We start from the raw sequence: 19,123 nt of genomic DNA, 5'->3' as shown, positions 1-19,123 counted from the left end.
TCAATGCTCGTTCATATCTTAAAGAGTTTGTAGGTTTAAGTTTGTTACCACTTAAATATAATCCTTTTATAAATCTTTATTGAAAATTACCCATGATTCAACTTCAAACTGGTAAATACAAACAAATAATTATACGGCTATGGAGGCTGTCGATTATTGGTTTTGTTGCTTTTATACTCTATATCTTTGCTGTTCAATATAACTTCTTATGGCTTTTTGGCGGGATGCCTAGTTTACAAGAACTAGAAAACCCAAAGAGTCAGATTGCCTCTGTTTTGATTTCTGAAGATGGTGTAGAATTAGAAAAATATTTCCGTGAAAACCGCTCGCCGATTGAATATGAAGAGCTTTCTCCTAATATCATCAATGCTTTAATTTCAACAGAGGATGCTCGTTTTACACAGCACTCTGGGATTGATTTAAGAAGTACTTTCAGGGTTATAACACATTTTGGTAGAGCTGGCGGAGGAAGTACGCTTTCACAGCAATTAGCCAAAAACCTTTTTGATACACGTAGGCTAGACCCAACTGAGGAGGGCCCAAGCTATAAAGGATTGCTAGCGAAAATCCCATTAGTCAGAACGATAATTGCTAAAACTAAGGAATGGATTTTAGCCATTCGTTTAGAAAGTCGTTATACCAAACAAGAAATACTTAAGATGTATTTAAACGAAGTAGAGTTTGGAAATAATGCTTATGGAATTAGAGTGGCATGTAAAACATACTTTGGGAAAAGTGTCGGAAATGTGTCGGTAAAAGAAGCCGCAACTTTGGTAGGAATGCTACAAAACCCAGTTATGTACGATCCTCGTCGTCATCCAGAAAGATGTCTTGTTCGTCGAAACGTTGTGCTAAGTCAGATGAATAAATATGAGCATCTATCGGATGGAGAGATGCTATCCTTGCAAAACGAACCCTTGGAGTTGAAATTTAAGGTGGAAAATCAGAACACAGGACAGGCTCCTTATTTCCGTGAAGCGTTAAAAAAACAATTACAAGAGATTATTGCTGATATTAATTCAACCAGAGACGATGACGACCAGTTGAACCTATATACCAGTGGCTTGAGGATTCATACGACCATTGATTCAAGAATACAGACCTATGCTCAAACATCTTTAGAAGACCACATGAAGGCTGAGCAAAAGTTGTTTTATGCACATTGGAAAGGCAGAAACCCGTGGGTTGATGAAAGAATGCATGAAATCAAAGGGTTCTTGAAAAGTGCGATGAAACGTACTCAGCGTTATAAAGCATTGATGGAAGAATTGGATGGAGATGAAGAGGCTGTTTGGAAGGTATTGAAAACACCTGTGAAAATGACGGTGTTTTCTTGGCAAGGAGATAGAGATACTACTTTATCACCCCTTGATTCTATGAGTTACTACAAAAGAATCTTGAATTGTGGATTCATGGCGATGAATCCCAACGATGGACATATCAAAGCTTGGGTAGGAGGAATAAATTTTAAATATTTTAAGTTTGATCACGTAAGACAAAGTAAACGCCAACCGGGCTCTACTTTCAAACCATTTGTGTATGCGAGTGCTCTTGAAAATGATGCGGTAAGTTTGTGTGAAAATGTAGTTGATGAACCAGTAACTTTTGGCCCGGAAGATGGAATAGACAGACCTTGGACACCACAAAACTCTACAGGTAGTTATTCTTATGCTTCAATGCCACTTCGACATGCCATGGGGCTTTCAATTAACTCGGTTGCTGCTAAATTAATGAAATTGTTAGGAGCAAGAAAAATAGCAGAATTTGCCAACAGGGTGGGTATTCAGAGTAGTTTGATGGAAGTTCCTGCTTTATGTTTGGGTGCTAGCGAGGTTTCGGTATATGAACAAGTGGCAGCCTATAGTACTTTTATCAACCAAGGCTATCGTATTGAACCTATCATGATTTTGAGTATTGAAGATAAAAACGGGAATGAATTAAGACGTTTTGAAACTACTACCAAGCAAGTAATTAGTGCTGATTTAGCCTACAAAATGACTTATATGTTAAAAGGGGCTGTGCAAGAATCAGGCGGAACGGCTCAAGGATTGAACAGATATAACTGTGCACAAGGCAACGATATTGGAGCAAAAACAGGTACTACATCTAATTACTCAGATGGTTGGTTTATGGGGGTTACTCAAAACTTAGTAGCTGGTGTTTGGGTAGGTGGCGACGATAGAAGTATTCACTTTAGAAGCTTGGCACTTGGGCAAGGAGCAAAAATGGCTATGCCTGCTTATGCTAATTTTATGGATAAAGTATATGCTGACCAGTCTTTGGCAATAGCAGGTTTTAAGAAAGAACCTTTCAAAAAACCTGACGGGGCAGATTTAGGGTGTAACTCTTATACCGTAGATTCAACGCAAGTACAAATGCCTACTGCTAAACCCAAAGAAGAAGAAGGCTTTTTGAAATAAAATCTTGAATTTTCGATTCATTTAATTTTGGAGAGAGAATGAGTGTAAAAATTGTCGATTAAACCCCATCAATGAAAAATAAATTACAAATCGAGCCTAAAGCTCAAAAACCAAAATATCAACAAATTGTAGATGAAATCATTGAGAGAATCCAACAAGGAGTTTTAAAAAGAGGTGACCAACTCCCGACAATTAATGATATTACGGCGTCTTTGGGTGTTGCTAGGATGACAGTAATTCGAGCCTATGAAGAGCTTCGAGAAAGAGGCATTGTGGCTGCACAGCATGGCAAGGGATATTATGTTGCTTCAACTAATATTCAGGCTTCCATGCACGTTTTTGTGCTTTTTGATGCCATGAACTCTTACAAAGAAGTACTTTTCCATGCCATGAAAGAGGCACTAGGAGAAAATGTTTCTATTGATTTGTTTTTTCATTATCACGATTTGAAAGTTTTTGAAAACGTAATTATTAATAATATTGGTAATTATAATTTCTATATTATCATGCCTCACTTTAATGAGGATGTATCGGATATTGTTACGCAAATATCTAAAGACAAATTATTGATTTTAGATATTGATGTCGAGCAACTGGATGAAGAATATGCAGTTTTATACCAAGATTTTGAGCAGAACTTTTATCAGGGACTTACAGAAGCGATTCCTATGTTGAATAAATACGAAAGTTTAACATTGTTCTTGAGTAAAAACCAGTTTCAGTATACGCCTAAAGGCATTATAAAAGGGTTTAGTAAATTCTGTGAAGCACACAACGTAATAGGCGAAGTAGTAGATAACCTCGATGTTGAAAACCTTCAGAAAGGACACGCATACATACTTTTTTTAGAGAATGACTTGGTTCGCTTTGTTAATTATACCCATAAAAAACAGTTGAAACTAGGAGAGGAGATAGGCTTACTTTCTTATGATGATACACCGATTAAAGAAATCTTAGCTGAAAATGGTATTACTACTATCTCAAATGACTTTGTTCAGATGGGGAAAATGGTTGGAAGAATGGTGCATAATAGACAAAAAGGAAAGATTGCTAGCGCAAGTTCACTAATCGTAAGAGGTTCCTTATAACATCATCCATAGAAGAATGATGTTATAAAGACTACCATTATTGATCGTTAATTACTTTTAATTGCTCTTTTAATTTTAAAGCTTTTGCTTTGCCTAATAGGGTTTCTAAATCCTCAGAAGTAGCCTTATAAATATTACTTACTGTACCAAAGTGCTTCAATAGTTTTTCGGCTGTATTTTTCCCGATACCATCAATGCTTTCTAATTGACTAATAATAAAGTTTTTAGAACGCTTATCTCTGTGTTTCGTAATACCAAATCTATGAGCTTCATCACGAAGACGTTGTATTAACTTGAGTGATTCCGACTTTTTATCAATATATAGTGGAATACTATCCTCAGGGAAATAAATTTCTTCTAGTCGTTTGGCTATACCAATAATCGGAATTTTTCCATAGAGTCCTAAGTTTTTCAATGCATCTGCCGAAGCACTTAACTGTCCTTTGCCACCATCTATAATAATCAAATCAGGTAAATCTGCTTCTTCCTGAAGTAACCTTGAATACCTCCGCGTAACTACTTCGTTCATGGTAGCAAAATCATTAGGCCCTTCAACTGTTTTGGGAGTAAAATGTCGATAGTCTTTTTTAGAGGGTATTCCATTCTTAAAGCACACCATTGCCGATACAGGATTGGTGCCTTGAATATTAGAGTTATCAAAGCACTCGATATGGCGTGGGATTGACTTTAATTGCAAGTCATTCTTTAAGGTAAGTAAAATCCTCATTTTTGCATCACCTGCACTTTCCTCAGATGCTTGTCGGTCGGCCTTTTCTTTCTTGAAGTACAACACATTTTTCAAAGACATCTCCAAAAGCTTTTTCTTATCTCCAATTTGCGGAATGGTATTTTCAACCCCTTTCAACTCAACTGATAAAGGAATATTCGTAATTACCTCTTTCGCTTCGCTTTCATACTTATCACGCATTTCCCATACCATCATAGTCAATATATCTTCATCGGTTTCATCCAACTTTTTCTTTACTTCTAACGACTGAGTCTGCGTAATAAAGCCATTCAATACTTTCATGAAATTAAAATAGAAAGCATTTTCGTCCGAAACAATTGAAAATACATCAACATCCCTGATATTAGGATTGACCACCGTTGATTTACTCTGAAAGTTAACAAGATAAGCCAATTTTTCTTTAAACTCCTGTGCTTCTTCAAAGGCCAGCTTAGAGGCAGCTTCTTGCATTTTCTCTTCAAAATATTGCTTAGGAAGGCTCATATTACCTTTCAAAATATTCTTAGCTTGGTCTATTTCCTTAAGATAATCTTTTTCAGTTTGTAATCCTTCGCAGGGGCCTTTACAATTCCCAATATGGTATTCTAAACATACTTTAAATTTTCTGTCTTGAATATTTTTATGATTAAGGTTCAAATTGCACGTTCGAAAAGTGTATAGCTGATTAAACATTTCAAGGATAGCATACATCGCTTTTTGATTAGCAAAAGGGCCAAAGAAAGTCCCCATTTTTTTATCAACCCTTCTGATAGTAATAATTTTTGGGAAAGGCTCATTGGTCACACAGATGAAGGGGTACATCTTATCATCCCTCAACAAAATATTATATTTAGGCTGAAACTTTTTGATAAGGGTATTTTCTAAAAGTAAGGCATCGAACTCTGTGTGAACAATAGTAAATTCAAGATTTCTGATTTGGCTAACTAAACGTTTGGTCTTTCTATCATGCTGATTTGATTTGGCAAAATAACTACTTACTCTATTTTTTAAATTCTTGGCTTTTCCTACATAAATAACAGTTCCTTCTTCGTCGAAATATCTATATACCCCTGGCAATTCAGGAACTTTAGCTAAAGCACTTTTATAATCAAACTCATCCATATTATTTTATTTAAAGTACAAATTTACTAAATAAAACAACCACCATTCTGGAAAAATTTTACTTAGATTTTTACAAGAAAATTGTAAAATAAATGCTGTACGGGTTTGTTGGCTTCTCAGAAAAAAAATAGATTTTTCTTATTTTTAAATTATTTTAATAGTAACGCTCTATAGCTAAAAAACTTTTTAATTGATTTAAAATAGCTTAAATAATATTATTTTGACAAATAAGAATATAATACTAAAAAAACATATATAATCTTAATGCACTGAAAATCAATTAGTTATAAAATGTTAAAATAATATTGGTTAATATTTTTTTAATTATAAAAAGTATCAAAATGATACAATAAATTTTATCAAAATGATACATTAAGAATGTAGCCTCATCAAATTAAAATGAAATAATTTATTAGAATATATATAATCATTTTGTTATGGAATTAAAATAAGCATATATTTACAAGGATTTTCAACCAAAAATCTAATTTTTTCAATCAAAAACCCAATTTTATTATGAACACAAAATTTTACTCTACATGGAAGAGTATGCTTTTGTCGTGCGTCTTTTTATTAAGTACGTTCTTGACAATGGCACAGGACAGACGAGTAACAGGAAAAGTTACTGGTGCGGATGGCCAGGGAATCCCTGGAGTATCGGTTCTTCTAAAAGGCACCCAAACTGGGGTTTCCACCGATGCAAATGGTAGTTTTGCAATCAATCTCAAATCAGGTAAAGATGTTTTGTTAATTTCAGCTATTGGCTATAAAAGCACTGAAGTTAAAGTGGGTACACAGAGTAACGTAGACGTTAAGTTAGCTGAAGACGTTTCTGCACTTGACGAGGTTATCGTAACCGGTTATTCTAGCTCATCAAAAAGAGAAAGTACAGGTTCTGTATCAACTATCAAAGCTAAAGACTTAGTAGCTGTTCCTTCTGGTAACGTTGAGCAACAATTGCAAGGACGTGCATCTGGGGTTACAGTTATTTCAAGTGGTCAACCAGGGGCGGCAAGTTTAGTACGTATTCACGGTTTTGGTTCATTTGGAGATAACAACCCTCTATACATTGTTGATGGTGTACCTGTTCAATCAACAGATTTTTTAGCACCAGGAGATATTGAAACCACAACTATTTTGAAAGATGCTGCTGCAGCTTCAATCTATGGAGCTCGTGCTGCCAATGGTGTGATTGTTTACACAACCAAAAAGGGTGCAAAAAAAGCAAGAGCATTGGAAGTGACCTATGATGGATTGTATGGTGTTACCGACCCAGGTAAAGGACAAGCAATGCTTAATCCTCAAGAACAAGCAGATTGGACTTGGAATGCAATCCGTAACACAGCGATTGCTGATGGTACAACACCAAATTATGGTCACCCTCAATATGGAACAGGAACAACAGCAGTTTTACCTGATTATATTAACGTAGGGGGAAGATCAGGTGTTATAGGTACGGTTGATTTAGCGGCAGAAAAAGCTAAATACAATGTTGACCCTAATGCAGGTGCTATTTATCAAGTAGTTAAAGCCAATAAAGCTGGTACTGATTGGTATGGTGCTATTACTAGAATGGCTCCTATATCAAGACACAATTTGGGCTTTTCTGGTGGAACAGAACATGGTAGATATTATTTTGGTTTATCTGCTCAAGAGCAAGCAGGTATATTGATTTATAACCAATTCAAACGTTATACATTCAGAGCTAACTCAGAATTTGATTTGTCTAAACATGTTAGAATTGGTGAAAATTTACAGTTTACCTATAAGTCTGTATTAGCTCAGGATAATAACGATTTGTTGAACCCTAATAGAAGTGGTGTAAACACTGTAGCTGGTGAGGGTGATGTGCTTTCAGCATTTAGAATGCCACCAATTATTCCTGTTTATGATGAATTTGGAGGTTACGCTGGTACTGCCGCTAAAGGTTTTAACAATCCTAGAAACCCAGTTGCTTCACGTGATGGTTCTAAGAATGATAAAAGTTATACTGCTAATGGATTCGGTAATATCTACTTAGAAATTGAGCCAATTCCAAACTTACTTTTGAAAACAAGTATTGGTGGTCAATATACAAATGCATACTCATATTCGTATTCACGTTTGCAGTATGAAAACTCTGAAAATAATGCAAGCTTTGGTTACAATGAATTTTCTGGTTACCAATTTGGCTGGACATTTACCAATACTATCAATTATTTCAAACAGCTTGGAGACCACAAAATCAAATTATTGGGAGGTTATGAAGCTTTAAACACAGGCTTTGGTAGAGGTATTTCAGCATCTGGTATTAATCCATTCTCTACTGATTTAGATTACATCACTATGACAACAGTATCTGCAACAGGTAAGATTGTTAATAGTTATATCAACTCAGGAGTTACATTTTCATCAATGTTTGGTCAATTAGATTATTCATTTAATGATAAATACTATTTTACTGGGGTTGTTCGTCGCGATGGTTCTTCTCGTTTTGGTATCAACAGTAGATACGGTGTTTTCCCTGCGTTCTCAGGTGCTTGGCGTATTTCTAAAGAAGATTTCATGAGAGACCTTCCTTGGATTAGTGATTTAAAAATCAAAGGTGGTTGGGGACAAATGGGTAACTCAAATCCAGTAGATCCAAATAACCAATATAGTCTTTTTGCTTCTAATGTTGGTAACTCATTCTATGACATTAATGGTAGTAATACAAGTGCTGTATCAGGATTTTACAAAAGTCGTATTGGTAACCCTAATGCAAAATGGGAAACAAATACAACAATCAACGTTGGTTTTGAAAGCTCATTGTTAAAAGGTAAATGGGATTTAGCAGTAGACTTCTGGCAAAGAAAAACTACAGATGCTTTGTTTAGTGTTCCTCTTCCAGGTGTATTGGGTACTTATGCAGCAGCACCAGCTGTAAACGTTGGTACGCTAAGTAACCGTGGTATTGATATTCAAATTATCAACCGTGGTGCTATAGCTAAAGATTGGAATTATGAAGTAACTGCAACAGGTTCATTCCTTGATAATAAAATTACAAGCTTTGCTCCTAATATTTCTTATTTAACTGGAGGTACTTACCGCGGTTTGACGCCAGTACGTAACCAATTAGATAAGCCAATGTCTTCATTCTATGGTTATCAAGTTTTAGGGTTGTTCAATTCTAAAGAGGAAGTGTCAAAATCTCCAACTCAATTAGGTGCTGCTCCAGGTCGTTTCCGTTATGCTGATGTAAGTGGACCAAAAGGTGTACCAGATGGCGTTATTGATGCTAACGATAGAACTTACTTAGGAAGCCCAGTGCCAACATTTACTGGAGGTATGACTTTCAGAGTTACTTACAAAGCGTTTGATTTCTCTACATTCTTAGCTGTTTCTTTAGGAAATAAAATTGCTAACGTTAGTAAATGGTTTACAGATTTTTATCCTTCATTTACTGGTGCTGCTGTTAGTGCTAGAGTTAAAAATTCTTGGACTCCAACCAATACAAATACTGATCAACCTATTTTTGAAGGAGCTTCTAACTTCAGTACAAACTCTGAATTTAACTCATTCTATGTAGAAAATGGATCATATATGAGAATGCAAAATATCTCTATTGGATATAATATTCCAAAAAATGCATTGTCTAAAATAGGTTTGAAAAATGCAAGAATTAGTGGTTCTGCAAGTAACATTTTTACAATCACTGGTTACAAAGGTCTTGACCCAAGTATTGGTGGTGCTGCAGATACTAACTTTGGTATTGATATTGGTAACGTACCTATCACTAGAAGTTATAATATAGCGTTAAATCTTTCATTCTAATTGTTCTTTTTAACAACTGGTAAAAAAGTATTTAGTAAAATAAAACATGTCTTTAAAATGAGAAAATATATAAAACATCAAGCAACGATAACGTCTGTAGTATTAATGACGCTATTAGTATTTGCCTGTAAAGATAGTTTCCTAGAGGTACCACCAACAGGACAACTTGCAGGTGCACAGCTTTCAACCAAAGCTGGTTTAGAAGGCTCTTTGATAGGTGCTTATAGTATGCTGAACGGTAGAGGTAACCGTGTAGCAAGTAGCTCTAACTGGGTGTGGGGAAGTGTACTAGGAGGAGAAGCTAATAAAGGTACTAACTCTGGTGACTTTACAACGATTAACCCATTACAACGTTTTGATACAACACCTACAAACGGTGAAGTTGGTGGAACATGGGGTGTAAAATATGAAGGAATTCAAAGATGTAATACCGTTTTACGTTCATTAACTACAGCAACACCTGACGTGACTGATGCTGACAAAAAGCGTATTGCTGGTGAAGCGCGTTTTTTAAGAGGTCATTACTATTTTGAATTAAAGCGTTTGTACAACAACACTCCGTATGTTGATGAGTCTGTAGATTATGGTACAGGTGTTGAGAAAGTAACTAATACTGCTGATTTGTGGCCTAAAATTGAAGCTGACTTGAAATATGCAGCAGATAACTTACCAGAAACACAATCAGCAGCAGGTAGAGCAAATAAATGGGCTGCAGTATCTTATTTGGCTAAAGCATATTTATATCAGAAAAAATATGCAGAAGCTAAAACACTATTTGACCAAGTAATTGCTAACGGTAAAACTGCTAATGGTAAGAAATACGGTTTAGTAGCTAAATATGCTCAAATTTTCAATGCTGAAAATGATAATCATGAAGAGTCTGTTTTTGCTATTCAGTCTGCTGCTAATACAGGTAGCGTAAACAATGCAAATTCTGATGATGACTTAAACTATCCTTATAATACAGGTTCAAGTGGCCCAGGTAACTGTTGTGGATTTTTCCAACCTTCTTTTGAGCTTGGAAACTCATTTAGAACAGATGCTAACGGTTTACCTTTGTTAGATGGTTCTTATAATTCAGATGCTAACGCTTTGAAAACAGATTTTGGTTTACAATCTGCTCAACCATTTACAATAGATGCAGGAAATGTTGACCCTCGTTTAGATCACTCAATTGGCCGTCGTGGTATTCCATACTTAGATTGGCAAGACCATCCAGGATACGACTGGATTCGTGACCAAGCTTATGCTGGACCGTATTCTCCTAAGAAGTTTATTTATTACAAAACTCAAGAAGGAACTTTAACTGACGGTAGTTCATGGACACGTGGTTATGCAGCAATGAACCACACTGTAATTAGATATGCTGATGTTTTATTAATGGCGGCAGAGTGTGAAATTGAAGTAGGTAGCCTTGAGACTGCACGTAAATATGTAAATATGGTTAGGACTAGAGCTGCCAACAAGGCTTCATGGGTAACTAAAAATGGAGCACCAGCAGCAAATTATGTAATTGGTACTTATGATGCTGTTTGGTCTGATAAAGCTCTTGCTCGTACTGCAGTTCGCTTTGAACGTAAATTAGAACTTTCAGGTGAAGGGCATCGTTTCTTTGATCTTGTACGTTGGGGTATAGCTGAACCTACAATTAATGCTTATTTAACTTACGAAGGTAAGAAGCTAATTACAGCATTAGGTAGTGCTAAATTTACAGCCAATAAAAATGAATATTTGCCTATTCCACAAGGACAAATTGACTTACAAGGAGCTGATATCCTAAAACAAAATCCTGGATATTAATCTTGATAATGTAGCTTAAACAAGAAAGGGATGGCAATTGCCATCCCTTTCTTGTTATATAATGTAAACGAAATTTACTTCTTTTTCTCTCTAATTGATTTAACAATTCTGACTGCTGACATTATCAATACTGCAAAAATGATTAATCCAATAATTCCCCAAATCCAATCGACTGTATTCTTTAAAACGACGATAAACACGATGGCAAATAAAAAGATAGTAGCTACTTCATTGAATAATCTTAACTGAAATCCTGTGAACCGAAATTTGTCTTCTCTGAGCTCTAAAATTAATTTTCGACAGTAAAAATGATAACCTACTAAGCCTAGAACAAAACCTAATTTTAAATGAAGCCAACTTTGTGATGCAAAACTATCCCACCATAACCAGTAAATCATTGTTGTACCCGTTATGATTGTCAGCCACATTGCTGGAACCATGATGGCATTAAAGAGTACTTTTTGCATTCGTTTATACTCTTTCTGCAAGATTTGTCGTTCAGCTTCAGGCTTTTCATTTGCTTCAGTGTGGTAAACAAATAAGCGAGGTAAATAAAAAAGCCCAGCGAACCAACTCGTTACAAAAATGATATGTATTGCTTTAATATGATTATATTCCATTGTTAAATCATTTACAATGATTTTATGAATGTTTGTAGTTTTTGAAAAAGCTATTAACCTTCATTTGAATAACACCGAGGATTGCCTCTTTAAAAATATTAGCCGACATTTTAGAAACACCTTTGGTTCTATCTGTAAAAATGATAGGTATCTCGGCAATTTTGAAGCCATATTTCCATGCTGTAAACTTCATTTCTACCTGAAAAGCATAGCCAACAAATTTAATCTTATCGAGATTAATGGTCTTTAAAACTTTAGCATGATAACATTTGAATCCTGCAGTTACATCCATTATAGGCATTCCTGTGATAAAACGTACGTAATAACCCGCAAAATAAGACATTAATACCCTTCCCATAGGCCAATTGACGACATTTACTCCACTGATATAACGAGAGCCAATAGCCATGTCAGAACCCTCTACACAAGCATTGTAAAGCTTTACCAAATCTTCTGGATTATGCGAAAAATCTGCATCCATTTCAAAAATATATTCATAGTTATTGGCAAGAGCATATTTAAACCCATGAATATAAGCAGTACCTAAACCTAGCTTTCCTTTTCTTTCTTGTAAATGCAAACGATTTTTACCGAATTCATCTTGAAGTTGTTTTACTTTCATCCCAGTACCATCTGGCGAACCATCATCAACAATTAGTAAGTCAAAACTTGGTTCTAAACTCATTACTTTACGGACAATGGATTCAATGTTTTCAATTTCGTTGTATGTCGGTATAATTACAAGACGAGAGATCATTATGGAATTTGCGCAGGTTAAAAATTAATATTGATACAAAGTTACGAAAATCTATAGCATATTATGGTATAGAAAATTTAATAGCAGAAACAGCCGAAGAAATATCTATGAATTACCCGTACAACTTATATAAAGAGGTACTGAAAGGTACTAGTCAAATCTGGAATGTTTGTGTGTTAGAAGGCCTTTTAAATCCTTTATAACGAATCATTTATGTTTTCAATGCTTCATTTAATTAAGTAAGGTTAAATGCTTATATATCTATCATTATATTAATGTATAATTGTATTTTTATGTGTCTTTATTTTGTCAAGTACGCTATGGTAAAATACTCATAGATAGGTTTAGATAAACGTTAGAATACTATTTTATTATCTATTTTAACAAGATTTAAGAATGTCTGCTCTCTTTAATAAAAATATTTTCAAATAATAAGAAACATTTTTTGTGTTTCTTAGATGTAATAGTATTTTTGCATTAAATTTATAGAACAGTATAGAACACATATTTATACCGACTAATCAAATTAAACAATCAATAACAAAGACAATGGCAAACATCACGTTAGGCGACAAAGAGTATTTCGCAGGAATTGGTAAAATACAATTTGAAGGAAGAGAGTCTGATAACCCTTTAGCATTCAAATGGTATGATGAAAATCGTATTATTGGAGGCAAAACAATGAAAGAGCAAATGCGTTTTGCAATTGCTTATTGGCATACTTTCTGTGGAACTGGTGCTGATCCTTTTGGTCCTGGAACAAAAGTATTTCCTTGGGATGCAAAAAATGAAATCGTAGGAAGAGCTAAAGATAAAATGGATGCAGCATTTGAATTCATTACTAAAATAGGTGCTCCGTACTACTGTTTTCATGATATTGACTTAGTAGATGAAGGAAGTTCTTTATCAGAATACGAAAGCAATATGCAAGCAATTGTAGACTATGCAAAACAAAAACAAGCTTCAAGTGGTGTAAAATTATTATGGGGTACTGCCAACGTATTCTCGAACCCACGCTATATGAACGGGGCTTCTACTAACCCTGATTTCTCAGTATTAGCACATGCAGGTACACAAGTGAAAAATGCTATTGATGCTACGATTGCTTTAGGTGGTGAAAACTATGTGTTCTGGGGTGGTCGTGAAGGCTATATGACGTTATTAAACACTGATATGAAGCGTGAGTTAGCTCACTTAGGACGTTTCTTAACGATGTCGCGTGATTATGCTCGTAAAAACGGATTTACTGGTAAATTCTTCATCGAACCTAAACCATGTGAACCAACGAAACACCAATACGATTTCGACTCTGCTACAGTAATCGGCTTCTTGAAAGAATACGGTTTAGAAAACGACTTTATGTTGAATTTAGAAGTAAACCATGCTACTTTAGCTGGTCATACATTCCAACATGAATTGCAAGTTGCTGCTGATAACAATATGTTGGGTAGTATGGATGCTAACCGTGGAGATTATCAAAACGGATGGGATACTGACCAATTCCCTACTAATTTAAATGAATTAGCTGAGTCGATGTTGATTATTTTAGAGGCAGGTGGAATCACACAAGGAGGTATCAATTTTGATGCTAAGACACGTCGTAATTCAACTGATTTAGACGATATATTCTTAGCTCACATCGGTGGTATGGATGCTTTTGCTCGTGCTTTAGTTATTGCTGATAACATCTTAGAGAAATCATCTTATAAGAAATTGCGTAAAGACCGTTATGCTTCTTTTGATGGCGGTAAAGGTGCTGACTACGAAGCTGGTAAATTAACTTTAGAAGATTTAAGAAGCTATGCTTTTGAAGTTGGAGAACCTAAAGTTACTAGTGGCAAACAAGAATTATTTGAAAATATCATCAATCAATTCATCTAGTCTATGTGAATTGAAAATTCATAAAAAAAGCGAATGGAAATTTTCCACTCGCTTTTTTTATGAATTTATTTTTGGATTAATATTCCCAAAGGTTATGTTCCATTTCCATCAATTTATATTCTAATTGTTGAGATTGGATTAACCCTTGTTTTTCTCCTCCATAAAACTCATCTAGGCTTTTATCCTCTGGGTTACCTTTTTTCGTAAGTCTAGCATGGAACAAACGTAAATCGAATGCATCTGCCATGTTTTTATGTTGCGCTTCGTTCTGAGCATTATACCAGATACAATTTGGGTTACTTCTGAATAACTTGTCTAAATCCTTGTATTTGAATGACGCTACAGTCTTATCAAAACCCGCCGCAGTTTTATTAGCAGGAATAATGATCGTGATAGCTTGGATATCATAGTATAAACGAGAGCGTTGCTTATCAAAAATAGCATCTTCTCTGATTTCTATGATAGAAAGCTCTTTAGCAAAGTACAAATCTCCAGTTTCGCTTGCTGCTTTAGCAGGAGCTTTAGCACCATTTGCCGCAGGTTTAGGATCTCCCCAGCCATCATCAGCTCCTGTGGTAGCAGTACTTTCAGCACCGAAACCCGCAGCCTTTTCAGCATCAGAAAGAGCGTTATCTCCTATAGAATTTTCAACAACCAAATTCTTTAAAAATTCTTCTTTGGAAATCTTCGTTTTTAATGAATCGTTTCTATATGGTTGCAAAACCCCACTTTGAACCCATTCCATTAAATATTTGGTAATCTCGTTTCCTTTAGAGAAAAAAGGTTGGTTTTGCTTTTCATTCAAATCCATTCTTCTCCATAAACGCATTTTCCACATGATATTAGAATCATCGATAGGACGTACAGAGTCAGGATTTTTTCCTCTAATGTCTTTTTCTTGTGCTGTTACCAGTGAACAAGAAACCAAACTAAGAACAATTGCTCCGGTAATTTTGATTAAATTTTTCATAATGTTATTATCATTACAAGTTTTACACTAAGCTTGATTATCAAATACTTGTAAACTTATATAATATTGTACTAGACAATTACTGTATTTTATCTAGTACAATACTTTTAATTAAGCGGTATAACTTTTGTAAACTGAAAAGGAATATTTTCAATAGCTCCTTTAAAGTTTTTACGTTGCACACCTTTTACTTCAATATAATAACGGTCTCCGGCTTGTGCATTTTGAGCCAAAGAACTAATACTACCACCACCAGATAAGGTAAGGTCTCCAACTTTTTTCGACCCTCTAGCTAATGCAATATAAACTTCAGAAACACGATACTGTGCATCATCAGGGTTAGTTGCTTTGAACGACTCATCAGCAATTGCTCTAGCTTCAATACTTCTAAGACCAGTAGCACTTACTCCACGCTTTTCGTCCAATTCGCCTCCGCCACCAAATAATTTTATCTCAGGCTTTGGTACTCTTCTTACTCTAAACTTCTCTGTACCTAATAAAATGCCTCCGTTATTAATGTTTAATTCTACCGATGCTGAACTTGGCACTACAGTTACTTTACCACCACCTGCGGCAATAACCTCAGCACCGTTGGCACTAAAGCTTGGTTGCCATAAAGCACCTAAGCCAGGGCTTACAATGCTCAATTTGTTGGCACAACCTAAATATAACGGAGGTAAACTACCTGCTTCGATATTATAAGTTGGTTTTAATACAAAATATTCACCATTAAGTGTTCTAGTTTCAGGACCGTTAGGACCATTGAATGAGATACTAGCCGAATAAGTTTTCTTTGAAAGCCCACGACTGTCGTATTGACCGCCTTGTGCCTTAAACTTAATTTGACCTTTACCGTCTCTTACAGGTACACCAGCACCATTAAAGCTCATTCTAGGGGTAATTCCACTTGAATAGGCTGCAATAAACATTTCAGCTTCATAATCCATACCAGCTACTACTGTATTAGATTTTGCCGAAACCATGGCTAATATTTTATCGAACTTGATGTCTTTGATACCTACTTTTTCAGCTAATTGCCCTAAAATAGTACTTTCATAACGACGAATTTCAGATTGTTTCTGACTTAACGTTGCTAAAGCCGCAGGTACTGGCGTTTCAGCAAAATTCAATTCAGCAAAATCTTTGTTTTTATTGTTGGCATCCTTAGCTACTGCAGGGTCTTCTTTTCCTGAAAGAGCAAGCGGTTCAAACTTTGTATTTTTATCACCATAAGTTGCTATTTTAGTGACAAAATTATCAAGCTGAGTTTTTAAGCCATAACCTAATCCTTTTTTGTTACTGCCAATCATTATTTCATGTACTTTTTCGGTATCTTTCATTCCGACATAAGCACCTGTTTCAGGATCAATACCTCCTGATTTTTCAATGATGACACTTTTTAAATTATCAAGTTCACTAACTAATGCATCTGATAATTTACGAACTTCTTGAGCTTGCTTGATAATGTCAGCATATTGAGCAGGATTAGGCGAATCGTTTACTTTTGCCTTAATCCCTTCGACAGTTTGGTTATTTTTTTGAACAGCAGAGCTGTTCGCTGCTTCTAAGCTATTATTTAATAGTACAAATTTTTGTAAAAGGGCATCGCTTACTTGCAATGCAAGTAAAGCTGTGAGTACCAAATACATCATCCCAATCATCTTCTGACGGGGCGTTTCTTTCATTCCAGCCATTTTCTTATCTACTTGTAGGAGTTTTTGTTTAAGTTTTTTTTCAACACGCTTGTCTTTCTTAGTGTTAAACTATCAAAGACGGATATGTTTCTTAAATTAGTTCCCTTTCATGGCTGTTAACATACTTCCATAAACATTGTTTAATGAAGTTAAGTTAGAAGTCAATTTGGCTAATTCTTGCTTAAACTGCTGAGTATCTTTACTTGCATCAGCCATGTTTTCCATTGCTACTGTTAAGTTGCCATAGAAAGCATTCATCGCTTTTAAGTGCTTGTTTGTGTCTTGTAATTCTAATTCATATACAGCATTCAATGCCCCCATGTTCTGAGTAACTTTCTGGAACTGTACACGATATTCTTTAGCATCTTGTGAAGCATTAGCCATTTCGCCCATAGCACTCATCGTTACGCCATAAGCTTTGTTCATTTCTGTCATTGTACCAGCAGCAACTTTTACGTTTTTAGCGTATTCGTTTGTAGCTACAGTAGCATCAGTAATTGTTCCAATTTTTGAAACTGTTTCTGTTAATGACTTCATGCCTTTACCTAAATTTTCAAAAACATCTGGCGTAATTTTAGCATTAGCTAACATTTCATCCATTTTAGCTGTTAAACCAACGCCTGCAGTTGACGTTGCTACACTTCTTTTAGGTAATTCACCTTGAAAATCTTTCGATAATTCTGGATATACTTTTTCCCAATCGTAAGATTTTTCAGGTTTTACAGATAAATATAATACCCCAAATAATATAAAAATAACAGCCTCAGTAAGCATTCCTACCATAAGCATTTCATTAGCATATTCTCTGTGTGTAATTTTGAATAAAGCACCAACGATAACAACTGCTGCACCAAAACTGGCGATAACGTTAATAATTCTTTCCATTTGTTTTGTAATGATTTTGAGTGTAATATGATTTGAGAATGATTTGATGTACAAAGGGATTATCAAAACGAAGCGAGAGAATGTTGTCGTAAATTAACGACTGGATTCCCTCGCTTACGATTTAAAATCGTTTTTTCTTTTATCTGAATTCTTTTCCAGATGAACGTCCTAAATGATTCATGGCACAACGGAAGCCGATGTAAGATCGTTTCTTTGTTTCATATTCATAAGAACGAGTACCCGTTTCAAGATAATAAGCAACATCTTTCCATGAACCGCCACGAATAACTTTTCTTGGTTCATCTTTATCATCATTCATCGTGTTTAAGTCCCAAGTAATAGCTACAGCATTGTCTGCATAAGCATCTAAGCACCATTCGGCAACGTTTCCAGCCATATTGTATAAACCATAATCATTCGGATTGAACTGGTTTGCAGGAGCTGTATAAGCATATCCATCTGCATCATAATTACCTCTATGAGGCTTGAAGTTAGCTAGCAAACATCCTTTTACGTTTGCTACGTAAGGGTTACCCCAAGGATATTTAGCAGAAGCTTTTCCACCACGAGCAGCCCATTCCCATTCAGCTTCAGATGGTAAGCGGAATCTTGGAGAAATATACATTCCCTCTGAGGTTCTGTAATCGTTATAAGCTTTTGTTCGCCAGTCGCAGAAATATCTTGCAGCAATCCAGCTTACGCCCACTACTGGATACATATCAAACGCAGGGCTTGAGAAATAATATTCAGTCATTGGGTCACCATTGTGATAAGTAAAGTCTTTACTCCATACAGTAGTATCAGGATAATATTCAGAAATAACTTTTTCTTCGCCTAGTACAGCGATTGAGTCTGTCAACATTACATCAGTAAATTGACGGTATTCGTTGTTGGTAATTTCAGTATCGTCCATATAAAACTGAACGACTGTTACACGTTTGTTAAAACCAACTGACGATGCAGCAATATCTTCATCCGCTTGCCCCATCATATAAGAGCCAGCCGGAATTAAAACCATGCCTAGTGGAGTTGTTTGCTTCCAACCTTTACGGCTAGTAGCAGCAATTTCCCCATTGACCATTTTAATATCTTCTTTTTTGCTACTTCTACTTCGTTTACCGCTTTTGCCTTTAGCAACCTGTTCTCCTCTAGATCTGCTACTTCGTCCTCTACTACTAGTCGATTTGCTAGTACCAGAAGAGCTACAGCTATCCAAAAACAGAACAGTAGTAACCACTAAAAGTAGTAAGGATATTTTCCTGAAAATTCCACTGTAATTCATAGTGTCTTAACTTTTTTAATTGATACCCGTGAGTAAAATAAGGTAATGATCTCTGTAAATTTTGATAATGGTTGTATTAATAATA

The 19,123-nt window shown here is 35.4% G+C and carries 12 protein-coding genes; 5 read left to right on the top strand and 7 right to left on the bottom strand.

All coding sequences use genetic code 11. The annotated features are described in order from the left end of the window. Window positions 1-92: 92 nt before the first annotated feature. Both J2Y60_RS18910 and J2Y60_RS18905 read left to right on the top strand, forming a co-directional pair. Window positions 93-2,420 carry a transglycosylase domain-containing protein gene (locus J2Y60_RS18910; RefSeq protein WP_309922498.1) on the top strand — a complete coding sequence of 776 codons (2,328 nt, stop codon included), beginning with the start codon at window positions 93-95 and terminating at the stop codon, window positions 2,418-2,420. 71 nt (window positions 2,421-2,491) lie between these two features. After that, complete coding sequence (locus tag J2Y60_RS18905; RefSeq protein ID WP_309922494.1) at window positions 2,492-3,508, top strand: GntR family transcriptional regulator; 1,017 nt, start codon at window positions 2,492-2,494, stop codon at window positions 3,506-3,508. A 37-nt stretch (window positions 3,509-3,545) separates the two neighbouring features. Here the strand turns inward: J2Y60_RS18905 and uvrC are convergent, their stop codons facing one another. Then, a complete protein-coding gene (uvrC, locus tag J2Y60_RS18900; RefSeq protein WP_309922491.1) occupies window positions 3,546-5,357 on the bottom strand; it encodes an excinuclease ABC subunit UvrC in 1,812 nt (603 codons plus the stop codon). Between the two features lie 516 nt (window positions 5,358-5,873). On the opposite strand from uvrC, the gene J2Y60_RS18895 reads away from it, so the two are divergent. Next, entirely contained in the window at window positions 5,874-9,149 is a 3,276-nt protein-coding gene (locus tag J2Y60_RS18895) for a TonB-dependent receptor (protein WP_309922489.1), read from the top strand. Window positions 9,150-9,206: 57 nt separating this feature from the next. After that, window positions 9,207-10,949: a RagB/SusD family nutrient uptake outer membrane protein gene (locus J2Y60_RS18890; protein WP_309922487.1), complete on the top strand. Its 1,743-nt coding sequence runs from the start codon at window positions 9,207-9,209 to the stop codon at window positions 10,947-10,949. A 74-nt stretch (window positions 10,950-11,023) separates the two neighbouring features. Here the strand turns inward: J2Y60_RS18890 and J2Y60_RS18885 are convergent, their stop codons facing one another. Continuing rightward, window positions 11,024-11,569: a CopD family protein gene (locus tag J2Y60_RS18885; protein ID WP_309922484.1), complete on the bottom strand. Its 546-nt coding sequence runs from the start codon at window positions 11,567-11,569 to the stop codon at window positions 11,024-11,026. Between the two features lie 22 nt (window positions 11,570-11,591). After that, window positions 11,592-12,326 carry a polyprenol monophosphomannose synthase gene (locus J2Y60_RS18880; protein WP_309922483.1) on the bottom strand — a complete coding sequence of 245 codons (735 nt, stop codon included), beginning with the start codon at window positions 12,324-12,326 and terminating at the stop codon, window positions 11,592-11,594. A 549-nt stretch (window positions 12,327-12,875) separates the two neighbouring features. On the opposite strand from J2Y60_RS18880, the gene xylA reads away from it, so the two are divergent. Continuing rightward, complete coding sequence (gene xylA, locus J2Y60_RS18875; protein WP_309922480.1) at window positions 12,876-14,207, top strand: xylose isomerase; 1,332 nt, start codon at window positions 12,876-12,878, stop codon at window positions 14,205-14,207. A gap of 76 nt (window positions 14,208-14,283) precedes the next feature. Here the strand turns inward: xylA and gldN are convergent, their stop codons facing one another. From gldN to J2Y60_RS18855, 4 genes are all read right to left on the bottom strand, one after another. Continuing rightward, a complete protein-coding gene (gene gldN, locus J2Y60_RS18870; protein WP_309922478.1) occupies window positions 14,284-15,177 on the bottom strand; it encodes a gliding motility protein GldN in 894 nt (297 codons plus the stop codon). A gap of 107 nt (window positions 15,178-15,284) precedes the next feature. After that, window positions 15,285-16,862 carry a gliding motility protein GldM gene (gene gldM, locus J2Y60_RS18865; RefSeq protein ID WP_309922475.1) on the bottom strand — a complete coding sequence of 526 codons (1,578 nt, stop codon included), beginning with the start codon at window positions 16,860-16,862 and terminating at the stop codon, window positions 15,285-15,287. Between the two features lie 105 nt (window positions 16,863-16,967). Further along, window positions 16,968-17,756 (bottom strand): gliding motility protein GldL, encoded by a 789-nt coding sequence (gene gldL, locus J2Y60_RS18860; protein ID WP_309922471.1) that lies wholly within the window; start codon window positions 17,754-17,756, stop codon window positions 16,968-16,970. 139 nt (window positions 17,757-17,895) lie between these two features. Continuing rightward, on the bottom strand, window positions 17,896-19,038 hold the full coding sequence (locus J2Y60_RS18855; RefSeq protein WP_309922468.1) for an SUMF1/EgtB/PvdO family nonheme iron enzyme: 1,143 nt from the start codon (window positions 19,036-19,038) through the stop codon (window positions 17,896-17,898). Window positions 19,039-19,123: the final 85 nt, after the last annotated feature.

It is taken from the genome of Arcicella sp. BE140, assembly GCF_031456255.1.
In the GTDB taxonomy this organism is placed as follows: Bacteria; Bacteroidota; Bacteroidia; order Cytophagales; family Spirosomataceae; genus Arcicella; species Arcicella aquatica.
The sequence above is the reverse complement of the archived record's forward strand: the minus strand, read 5'-3'. Positions and strand labels throughout refer to the sequence as shown.